The sequence below is a fragment of the Microbispora sp. GKU 823 genome (genome assembly GCF_002027145.1).
In the GTDB taxonomy this organism is placed as follows: domain Bacteria; phylum Actinomycetota; class Actinomycetes; order Streptosporangiales; family Streptosporangiaceae; genus Microbispora; species Microbispora siamensis.
Genome location: NZ_MWJN01000170.1, coordinates 1 through 10269, shown reverse-complemented (window position 1 = coordinate 10269; position 10269 = coordinate 1). Strand labels below are relative to the sequence as shown.

10 protein-coding genes are annotated in these 10269 nt (G+C 74.0%); 3 read left to right on the top strand and 7 right to left on the bottom strand.

Annotated elements, in window-relative coordinates:
- From B1L11_RS42760 to B1L11_RS42750, 3 genes are all read right to left on the bottom strand, one after another.
- On the bottom strand, positions 1-407 hold a 407-nt coding region (locus B1L11_RS42760; protein ID WP_143737959.1), incomplete at its 3' end, for an FtsX-like permease family protein.
- Positions 407-1195 (bottom strand): ABC transporter permease, encoded by a 789-nt coding sequence (locus B1L11_RS42755; RefSeq protein ID WP_256863393.1) that lies wholly within the window; start codon positions 1193-1195, stop codon positions 407-409. The genes B1L11_RS42760 and B1L11_RS42755, both read right to left, overlap by 1 nt.
- A 5-nt stretch (positions 1196-1200) precedes the next feature.
- The gene (locus B1L11_RS42750) at positions 1201-1917 is read right to left on the bottom strand and encodes an ABC transporter ATP-binding protein (protein WP_079320870.1); all 717 of its coding nucleotides are present in this window, start codon (positions 1915-1917) and stop codon (positions 1201-1203) included.
- 117 nt (positions 1918-2034) lie between these two features.
- Between B1L11_RS42750 and B1L11_RS42745 the strand changes: the two genes are divergently transcribed.
- A complete protein-coding gene (locus B1L11_RS42745; RefSeq protein ID WP_079320869.1) occupies positions 2035-2319 on the top strand; it encodes a heavy-metal-associated domain-containing protein in 285 nt (94 codons plus the stop codon).
- Here the strand turns inward: B1L11_RS42745 and B1L11_RS42740 are convergent.
- From B1L11_RS42740 to B1L11_RS42730, 3 genes are read right to left on the bottom strand one after another with little or no spacing between them, the layout of a single operon-like run.
- Positions 2309-5242 carry a BTAD domain-containing putative transcriptional regulator gene (locus B1L11_RS42740; protein ID WP_079320868.1) on the bottom strand — a complete coding sequence of 978 codons (2934 nt, stop codon included), beginning with the start codon at positions 5240-5242 and terminating at the stop codon, positions 2309-2311. The two genes, B1L11_RS42745 and B1L11_RS42740, sit on opposite strands and share 11 nt — an antisense overlap.
- Positions 5243-5283: 41 nt before the next feature.
- A complete protein-coding gene (locus B1L11_RS42735; protein ID WP_079320867.1) occupies positions 5284-5856 on the bottom strand; it encodes an NAD(P)-binding domain-containing protein in 573 nt (190 codons plus the stop codon).
- Complete coding sequence (locus B1L11_RS42730) at positions 5853-6053, bottom strand: heavy-metal-associated domain-containing protein (protein ID WP_079320866.1); 201 nt, start codon at positions 6051-6053, stop codon at positions 5853-5855. The genes B1L11_RS42735 and B1L11_RS42730 overlap by 4 nt, the downstream gene beginning before the upstream one ends.
- Before the next feature lie 163 nt (positions 6054-6216).
- On the opposite strand from B1L11_RS42730, the gene B1L11_RS42725 reads away from it, so the two are divergent.
- The gene (locus B1L11_RS42725) at positions 6217-9420 is read left to right on the top strand and encodes a heavy metal translocating P-type ATPase (protein WP_079320865.1); all 3204 of its coding nucleotides are present in this window, start codon (positions 6217-6219) and stop codon (positions 9418-9420) included.
- A 68-nt stretch (positions 9421-9488) separates the two neighbouring features.
- The gene (locus B1L11_RS42720) at positions 9489-9881 is read left to right on the top strand and encodes a hypothetical protein (protein ID WP_079320864.1); all 393 of its coding nucleotides are present in this window, start codon (positions 9489-9491) and stop codon (positions 9879-9881) included.
- A 109-nt stretch (positions 9882-9990) separates the two neighbouring features.
- On the opposite strand, the gene B1L11_RS47665 is transcribed toward B1L11_RS42720, so the two are convergent.
- Positions 9991-10269 (bottom strand): HNH endonuclease signature motif containing protein (locus tag B1L11_RS47665; RefSeq protein WP_179155582.1); only part of this gene is annotated, 279 nt, incomplete at its 5' end.

Sequence of the window (10269 nt, the reverse complement as noted above, 5' to 3'; positions counted from 1 at the left end):
GTCGGCCGACGCGCGCCGCATCGCCTCCACCGGCGCCACCGAGGCGGCGCGGCGGGCCGGGCCGAGCGCCGACAGGACCGTGACGCCGACGCCGACCGCGAACGCGACGACCAGGGTCCCGGGGGCGCGACGACGAGCCCGCGCCGGGCAGCGTCATCCCGAAGGCACGGGCCGAGGTCGCGCAGCCCCGCCGCGCAGGCGACGCCGAGGCCCGCGCCCACCGCGGAGGCGGCCAGCCCCACCAGCAGGGCCTCGCCGAGCACCGAGCGCATCACCTGGCCGCCGGTGGCCCCGGCCGCCCGCAGGACGGCCAGCTCGCGCGTGCGCTGGGTGACGACGATCGAGAAGGTGTTGGCGATGAGGAACGCGCCGACGAGCAGGGCCGCCGCCGCCAGGGCGAACAGCATCACCTGCAGGTAGGAGATCTGCGTCTTGGCCGCGGCCGCGCTGGAGGCGGCGACGTCCCGGCTGGAGGAGACCTCGTATCCGGACCCGAGCGCGGCCGACACCGCGGTGCGCAGCCGCTGGGCGTCGGCGCGTCCGCGGCGACGACGGCGATCTCCGAGGCGTTCCGGTCCAGCGCGAGCAGCCGCTGCGCGGCGGGCAGGGCGACCAGGGCGACGGTGGTGTTCGGCAGGCCCTCCGCCGGCCCGAACCCGGCCAGCCCCACCACGCGGAGCCGTTCCGTACGCTCGGCCCTCACGGTTACCTCGGCGCCGAGGCCGATGCGGTGCAGGCGGGCGGTCGCGGCGTCCACCACGACCTCGTCCCCGGCGACCGGGGCACGCCCGGCACGCAGGGTGAACGCGCCGACCGGCGCGGGCTCCCAGGACAGCAGCAGCGACGGGCCCGCCGGGACGATGGTCTTCCTGGCGACGCCGAGCAGCCCCTGACCCCGTACGACGGGAGTGGCGGCGGCCACGCCCGGCACGGCGCGGACGCGGTCCACCACCTCGGGGGGCAGCGGGTCGCGCTCGACCTCCACGCCCATCGCCGAGTCGAACGCGGCGGCGTCGCGCACCGTCAGGTCCACCCCCGCGGTGGCCGTACGGAACTGGTCGTCGAGCAGCCGCTGGGAGGTGTCGGTGAGCACCAGGCTGCCGGTGACGAAGGTGACGCCGAGCAGGACGGCGAGCAGCGTCAGCGCCAGCCTGCCCCGGCGGGCGACGGTGTTGCGGACGATCAGGTGCCACATCGCGGTCACTTCTCCTCGTTGCGCGTGAGGCCGGCCACGCGGCCGTCGGCGAAATGGACCACCTGGTCGGCGTACGCCGCGGCGTTGGCGTCGTGGGTGACCATCACGATGGTCTGGCCCAGCTCGCGGGCGGCGTGGCGGAGGAAGCCGAGCAGCGCCTCCCCCGCCCGGGAGTCGAGGTTGCCGGTCGGCTCGTCGGCGAAGACGATGCGCGGGCGGGCGGCCAGCGCCCGGGCCACGGCGACCCGCTGCTGCTGCCCGCCGGACAACTCGGCGGGACGGTGCCGCAGCCGGTCGCCCAGCCCGAGCATCGCGACGATCTCGTCGATCCACGCCTGGTCGGCCCGCCGCCCGGCGAGGGTCAGCGGCAGCACGATGTTCTCTGCGGCGGTCAGCGTGGGGAGCAGGTTGAAGCTCTGGAAGACGAAGCCCACGTGCTCGCGGCGCAGCAGCGTGCGCTGTCGCTCGCTGAGCCGGCGGAGGTCGGTGTCGCCGATGAGCACCTGTCCCTCGTCCACCGTGTCGAGCCCGGCCAGGGCGTGCATCAGGGTGGACTTGCCGGACCCCGAGGGTCCCATCACGGCGGTGAACCGCCCGGCGGGGATCGACAGGGTGGCGCCGTCGAGGGCCCGGACGGCGGTGTCGCCGCGGCCGTAGATCTTCACGACGTCGCGGGCGAGCGCGGCGACGTCCGTTCGCGGAGGTGTTTCAGTGAGGGTCATGGAGCGAGCGTCGCCGCCGGAGCTGTCGGCGCACTGGTCGCGGTCTTGCTCACCTTGGGCGGTGCCGGACAGCGGACGGACAGCGGGCCGCCAGAGCGGGGCGGCACGCTGGACGGCATGGCAGACCAGAGCCGTCAGGAGACCCCCGAGTGGCTGACCGAGTGGCTGACCGTGTGCGTGCCGGCCCTGCTGTGCCGCAGATGCGTGCGCCTGCTGAGCAGGCACGTGCGCGACGTGCCCGGTGTCACCGCGTTCGAGGTCGACGCCGCCCGGGGTCTGCTGCGCGTACGCGGCGGGGTGGACCCGGCGAAGCTGGACTCCGAACTGCGGGCGGCGCTGGCGGCGGCAGGATTCTCGGGCGACCGGTGCGAGCACCGGCGCGGCGAGCCGCTCAGCCCGTGAGCGCGGCGGCCGTCTTCCGGGCGTGCGCGGCCTCGTCCGGCAGTCCCGCCTCTTCGGCGCAGCCGGCCAGGAACGACCACAGGCGGGCCCTGGCCCAGGGGAACTCGCCCTCCTTCAGCAGCGCCAGCGCGTCTCGGCACTCGCGGACGGCGGAGCCGGCGTCCCCGCGTACGCGGGCCATCCGGGCCCGCCCCCACGCCGCCCATGCCTGGCAGCGGGGGTTGCGCGCCCGCCGTGCGACGTCGTCCGCCTCGGCGAGCAGCGCCGTGACGTCGTCGCCCTCGTCCACGTCCAGCCTCGTATGGGCTGCGTGCACGAGGGCGAAGGTCAGCCCGTGGAGCGAGTTGCGGCCGCGCACCTCGTCCACGGACTCGCGCAGGACGGCCAGGGCCTCCTCCCGCCGCCCGGACTCGCGCAGGGCGATGCCGAGATGCGCGAGGATCGCGCTGCCGATGATGCGGTCGCCGACGGCCCTGGCGAGGTCGAGGGCGCGCCGCCACCGGACGACCGCGTCCTCGAAGTCGCCCAGGCGCAGGGCCAGCAGGGCCTCCAGATACTCCGTCATGCCCAGCCACCAGCCGTCGTCGGAGTCGCCCAGCTCGCGCCTGCTCCGCTCGATCAGGGCACGGTGGTGCCCGGGGTCCCCGCCGTACTGGCCGGCCCAGGCCATCACCAGCCGGGAGATCGCGGCGTTGCGTACGTCGCCGATCTCCTCGAACACCGCGAGGCTCTCCTCGGCGGCGGCGACCGAACGCGGGGTCGGATAGTAGACGTGCAGGAGCCCGATGCCCTGCAGCGCGCGGGCCCGGGCGGCGGCGGACCCGCCGCCGGTCTCCAGCAGCGCGGTCAGCGCCCGGGTGCCCTCGTAGCGCACGCCGTAGTTCCAGAACATCACGAGCGCGCAGGCCAGCCGGAAGCCGCTCTCGACGTCGCCGCTCTCGAGGGCGTGGTCCACGGCGGCGCGGAAGTTGTCGTGCTCGTCGTAGAGCCGGGTGAAGACGGCGAGATCGCGGACGCGCATGCCGTGCTCCTCGGCCAGGCGCGCGTAGTAGGCGAGGTGGCGGTCGCGGCACTCGGCGACCTCCCCGGCCTCCTCCAGCCGGGCCCACGCGTAGTCGCGTACGGTGACGAGCAGCCGGAACCGTCCGGTGGCCGGTTCCGGCACCACGAGCGACCGGTCGACCAGCCGGAACAGCAGGTCGAGCACCTCTCCCCTGCCGACGCCGCCGAAGGCGCACACCTCCTCCGCGGCGGCCGGGGTCCAGCCGCCGCGGAACACCGCGAGGCGGCGCAGCAGCCGCCGCTCGGCCTCCGGCAGCAGGTCGTGGCTCCAGTCGAGGGTGGCGCGCAGCGTGCGGTGACGCGCCTCGCCGGTGCGCGGTCCCGCCGTCAGCAGCGAGAACCGGTCCGCCAGCCGGGCCTCGATGTCGGCCGGAGACAGCGCCTTCACCCGCGCGGCGGCCAGCTCGATGGCGAGCGGCATGCCGTCGAGCCGACGGCAGATGGACGCCACCACGGGGGCCGTCTCCTCGTCGAGCGTGAACGAGGGCCGTACGGCACGGGCCCGCTCAGCGAAGAGCCGCACGGCGGGCCCGTCGTCCTGGGTGACGTCCAGCGGACCGACCGCGATCTGCACCTCGCCGGGGATCGCGAGCGCCTCCCTGCTGGTGGCCAGCACGCGCAGCCGCGGGCAGGCCGCGGCCAGCCGCTCCACGAGGGCGGCCACGTCGTCCACCAGGTGCTCGCAGTTGTCGACCACGAGCAGCGTGCGGCCGTCGCACAGGTGCTCCTCGACCGCGTCGGCCGCCGTGTCGGCCCCCGTGTCCGCCCCCGCGGTGCCCTGCGGCGGCACGCCCAGCTCGGCGGCGAACGCATCGGCGACGTCCGTCCCGGGCTCGAGTGCGGCCAGGCGGACCAGCAGCACGCGGTCGGCCAGCGCCCCGTTCACCCTGCGGGCGATCTCGAACGCGAGCGTCGTCTTGCCCATGCCGCCCGGGCCGGTCAGCGTCACCACCCGCGCCTCCGCGAGCCGCTCCAGCGCCGCGGTCACGTCGTCCTGGCGGCCGATCACCGAGGTCAGCCGCTGTGGCAGCCGCTGTGGCAGCCGGTCGGTGCTCTTCGGGGCAGGGGCCGGGGCCGGTTGGGCGGCGGACGGGACCTGCTGGCGGAGGATGGCCTCGGCGAGTGCCTGGAGCTCCGGCGACGGGTCGATGCCGAGCTCGTCGGCGAGACCACGCCGCAGCGCCTGGTAGGCGGCCAGCGCCTCCGCCTGCCGCCCGCCGCGGTACAGCGCGAGCATCAGCAGGCGGTGCAGCCGCTCCCGCAGCGGGTGGCGCGCCACCAGGCGTTCGATGTCGGCGACCGCCTCGTTGTGCCCGCCGGACTCCAGCAGGAGCTCGAACCGGTCCTCGACCGCGCCCAGCCGCAGCTCCTCCAGCCGGGCGCTCTCCGTCGTCGCCCACGTCGTCTGGCCGACGTCGGCCAGCGCGGGCCCCCGCCACAGCCGCAGCGCCTCGTCCAGGCAGCCCAGGGCGGCGACGACGTTCCCGGCGGCCGTCTCCTCCCGCGCCCGTACGAGCAGCCGCTCGAACACGTGCGCGTCGACGGCTTCCGGGGGCACGGCCAGCCGATATCCCGGGGCCTGCGTGACCAGGACGTCCGCGCCGAGCCCTGCGGCGGCGAGGGCGCGGCGCAGCTTGGACACCCGGATCTGCAGGGCGTTCGCCGCGTCGGCCGGCAGGTCGTCGCCCTCGTCGCCCCACAGGGCGTCCGTCAGGCCGTCCACCGGCACCACGCGCCCGCATGACAGGGCCAGCCGGGCCAGCAGCGCCCGCACGGACGGCGGCAGCGCCGTCGCGGAGCCGCCGGGTCCCCGCACCTCGGTGGGCCCGAGAACCGCGAACGTCACGGCCGTGTTCGGCATGTCACTCCTCGTCACCCAGGCTCCGCCGGGACTGCCCAATATTAAGGGGCGATGAGCGTTTTGCCGGGATCGATCGCGGTGGCGCTGAGCCGGTCGGCCAGGGTGCGCGCGTCCCCGGCCCACCCCACCCCCAGCGGAAGCTGCTCGGGCCGGAGATAACGGCTGCTGTGCAGCTGGGTGACGTGCGGGTCCAGGCCGGACGCGAAGGCCGGCGTTCGCGGCGTGTGGAACGCCCCCGCCGCGACCACGACCCGCGCCGCCGTATACATGCGGGCCGAGGTCTCGACCAGGAGCCTCTCCCCATCCGGCCGTACGGACGTGACGTGGCAGCCGAGGTGCACCGGGAGGGCGAACCGCTCCGCGTACGCCTTCAGGTAGTCGGCGACCTCGTCCTTGCCCGGATGGCCGTCCGGGTCGCCAGGGAACGGCAGGCCGGGCAGGCCGTCGTACCGGCGCGGCGTGAACAGCGTGAGCGAGTCCCAACGGTGGCGCCACGCGTCACCCACCCGCCGGTGCGCGTCGAGGATGGCGAACCTCAGACCGGCGAGGCGCAGGTGGTATCCCAGCGCAAGCCCGGCCTGTCCGCCTCCGATGATCAAAGCGTCGTACGTCATTCGGCGGCCTCGTAGCCGGCCTCGGCGATGGCCGCACGCACGGCGGCCGGGTCGGCCGAGCCGGTGACCACCACGGTCTTGGCGGTGAAGTCGACGGCCACCGAGCCGACGCCGGGCACCTCGCCGACGGACTCGGCGATCGCCTTGACGCAGTGGCCGCAGCTGATGGCGGGCACGGACAGCACGAGCTGGTTCATCCTGACTCCTTCGACATCCGGGGAAACGCTGTGCGAGCACCATGCCGGGCGCCGCTGTCCGGCCCCTGTCGTCGGTTTCGCCAGGCGGACAGGGAGTGGGCAGCGGCGGGAAAGCGCCGCGCGCGACCGTCGCCTCGAAGCCCTTGGATCAGGAGGTGGAGCGATGACGGTCGCGACGAGCATGTGCACGCTGGACATCGGCGGCATGACCTGCGCGTCCTGCGTACGCAGGGTGGAGAAGGCCCTCACCCGGGTGGACGGCGTGACGGCGGCCGAGGTGAACCTCGCCACCGAGGTCGCCACCGTCACCTACGATCCCGCCCGCGTCACCGTCGCGACGCTCGCCGAGTCGGTCGTACGGGCCGGGTATACCGCGGAGATTCCCGAACCCGAACCGGAGCCGGAACCCGAGCCGGGACCGGAGCCGGAACCGGACCGGGAGGTCGCCCGGCTCAAGCGCACCTGGCAGGTCACCCTAGCGGCCGGTCTGTCGATGATGGTGCTGATGTACCTGCCGCTGCCCATCGACGCGATGGACTGGCTGATGCCGCTGCTGCTGGTCGTCGCGACGGTCGCGCAGTTCTGGGCGGGCCGTCCCTTCTACCGCGCCGCCTGGGCCGCGGCCCGGCACGGCGCGGTCAACATGCACACGCTCGTCGCCATGGGCACGACGGTGGCGTACGGCTACAGCGCGTTCGTCACGCTGTGGCCGGCCGCGGCGGAGCGGCTGGGGCTGCCGCTGCACGTGTACTTCGAGATCTCCGTCGTCGTCATCGCACTCGTCCTCATGGGGCGGTGGATGGAGGCGAGGGCCAGGAAGCGGACCACCTCCGCCATCGGGGAACTGCTCGGGCTGCGGCCGAAGACGGCCCGCGTGCTGCGCGGGGACACCGAGGTCGAGGTTCCGGTCGAGGACGTCGCCGTCGGCGACCTCGTCCGGGTGCGCCCGGGCGAGAAGATCCCCGTGGACGGCGTCGTGACCGTCGGCGTCTCCACCGTGGACGAGAGCATGATCACGGGGGAGAGCATGCCGGTGCGCAGGGGCGAGGGCGACCCGCTGATCGGTTCCACGATCAACCGGACCGGCTCGGTGGTGATGCGGGCCACCGCCGTCGGTCAGGACACGACGCTGGCGCAGATCGTCCGGCTGGTCGAGCGGGCGCAGGGGTCGAAGGCGCCCCTGCAGCGCCTGGCCGACATGGTGTCCGGGTGGTTCGTGCCCGCCGTCATCGGCATCGCGGCGCTCACCTTCGTCGTCTGGGCGGTCTTCGGGCCCGACCAGGGACGGCTCACGCTGGGCATCGGCACCGCCATCGCCGTACTGATCATCGCCTGCCCCTGCGCGCTCGGCCTCGCCACCCCCACGGCGATCATGGTGGGCACCGGGAAGGCCGCCGAGCTGGGCATCCTGATCTCCGGCGGAGACGCGCTCGAACAGGCCCGCCGCCTCACCACTGTCATCCTGGACAAAACGGGCACGATCACCCGGGGCCGTCCGGATGTGACCCGCCTCGTCACCGTCGCGGGCGGGGACGCCGACGAGCTGCTCGCGTACGCCGCCGGGGCCGAGAGGGGCTCGGAACACCCCCTCGGCGACGCGATCGTCGCGCACGCCTGGAACCGCGGCCTCCGCCTGCCCGAGGTGGAGCGGTTCGACGCCATACCCGGCCACGGCGTGGCGGCCCAGGTGGGCGGCAGGGCCGTGCTCATCGGAAACAGCGCACTCATGCGCCGCCATGACGTGAGCGTCGGCGAGCTGGAGCAGGTGGCCGCCGAGGCTGCGGCCGAGGGAGCGACCCCCGTGTACGTCGCCCTCGACGGCCGCCTCGCCGGGCTGATCGGCGTGGCCGACACGATCCGGCCCGAGTCCCGCGAGGCCGTCGACCGGCTGCGCGCGCTCGGCCTCGAGGTGTGGATGCTGACCGGCGACAACCAGGCCACCGCCGATGTCGTCGCCCGGCAGGTCGGCATCGATCGCGTCATCGCCGACGTACGGCCCGAGGACAAAGCGGCCCGCGTGGCCGCCCTGCGCGAGAACGGCGCGGTCGTCGCCATGGTCGGCGACGGGATCAACGACGCCCCGGCGCTGGCCACGGCCGATCTCGGCATCGCCATCGGCACCGGGACCGACGTCGCCATCGCGGCCTCCGACATCACCCTCGTGGGCGGCGACCTGCGCGGCATCGTCTCGGCCATCGACCTGTCCAGGCGTACCGTGAGGACGATCAAGCAGGGACTCGCCTGGGCGTTCGCGTACAACGTGCTGCTGATCCCGGTCGCCGCCGGTGTGCTGTACCCCTTCAACGGCGTGCTCCTCGACCCCTCTCTCGCCGCCGCCGCGATGGCGATGAGCTCGGTCAGCGTCGTCACCAACGCGCTGCGCCTGCGCCGGTTCCGGCCCGGCTCCGGAGTGTCCCGGCTCGCCGACTGGGGCTATCTCGCGGGCGTCGCCTGCCTCGCCGTGGCCGTGGGCGCCGGGTTCACCTCGCTCAGCCGTACGGAGGCGGCCCAGCGAGGGATGAACGGCGTGCTCGCCTGGGTGGAGAACACCGGCATGCCGATGCGCCCGGCCATGAGCGTGATGATGACCGCCGAGACCCAACCCGTGCCCGCCGAGGACGCCGGCGTCCGGATGGACATCCAGGTCCCCCATGACGTCGCCCCGGGCGTCCCCGCCACCGTACGCATCCGCCTGACCGACCCCTCGACCGGCCGTCCCGTCGACGACGTCGTACGCAGTCATGAGGCGTGGATGCACTTCATCGCCACCCGGGCGGACCTGGGCACCTTCGCCCACGTCCACCCCGAGCCCACCGGCCGGCCCGGCGAGTTCTCCGTCCGGCTGACCTTCCCCACCGCCGGCCGCTACCTCGTCAACGCCGAGTTCCGGCGGCGCGGGGAGATGACCGACGTCCTCGACCACCAGGAGATCACGGTCGGTCGCCCGGACGGTTTCACCAGCTCTTCCACCAGTTCGGAAAAGGCGTCGCCGTCCTCCCGAGAGCAGGTCGTCGGCGGCCTCCGGGTCACCCTCACGGGCGAGGCCGAGGCCGGCGGCAGGAGCGACCTCACCTTCCGCTTCGCCGACGCCGCGACCGGCAGGCCCGTCACCGGCCTGCGCCCCTACCTGGCCGCCGCCGGCCACGTGGTGATCATGCCGATCGACGGCAAGGGGTTCGCCCACGAGCACGCGGAGGCCGAGGACGACCAGGGCCGCCCCGTCTTCGCCCTGCCGGGCCAGACCTTCGGGCCCGAACTCGGCCTGCACGCCCGGTTCCCCCGCCCCGGCCTGTACCGCCTGTGGGCCCAGTTCCGCGACGCCCAGGGCCGAGTTCTCACCACGACATTCACCCTGGAGGCCCGTTAGGAACGTGCACGAAACATGCACAGATCGGTTCGCAGGCTCTGCACATCCACACGGCACCATGATCGGATGTGCAGAGCCTGCATGTACGCCGACTGCTCCTGGTCATCCTCCTGGTCATCATGGTCGGCCCCCTGACGGCCGGGTCCACCGCCACCCTGCCGCCCATAAGGTCCGTCTCCGCGATCGCGACGCTGATCGGCGACTATCTGGCCACGCACCCCACCGTGAAGCGCGCGCTGCACTCCGGTGGGATCAGCGTCACGCTCATCTCGTGCGGTGCCGGGACCGGTCCCGGCGATCTCGGCCCCTCCGCCGACTACGAGCTGTGGGTGGACCTGAGCGGGCGTCCGGTCCGTTACGTCCTGTCCGCCAAGACACGGACCGAGACGACCTTCTCGGACTGGGGGACCTGCGTGCTCGACGCACCCCCGTCGGAGCGGGTCCGGGAACTGGAGGGCTGACCCCGGACTCCCGGGGCCGCCCCCGACCTTCGCTGTGATCGCGCGGCCACTCTTACACGGCACGACAGCGCCGTGAGGCGACACGAGCGCCACCACCACCCCGACCGCCTCACTCCCGCAGCCGCCTCGTGCGGGTCCGGTGGTAGGTGAAGGCCCAGCGGTCGGCGCCTTCCTTGCGGCGGATGTAGCGGTCGGGGTGGCGGTAGCGGTCGCGGTTGTGGAACTGGCAGGCGGGTCCGAGCAGTTTCAGGTCGGTGAGGCCGCCGGTGCTCCAGTTGTCGGCGTGGTCGATCTGGCACATGGTGGCGGGTAGGGGGCAGCCGTCGATCCAGCAGGTGGCGTAGCGGGCGAAGATCGCGCGTCGTTGGGCGGGGGTGGCCAGGCGGAC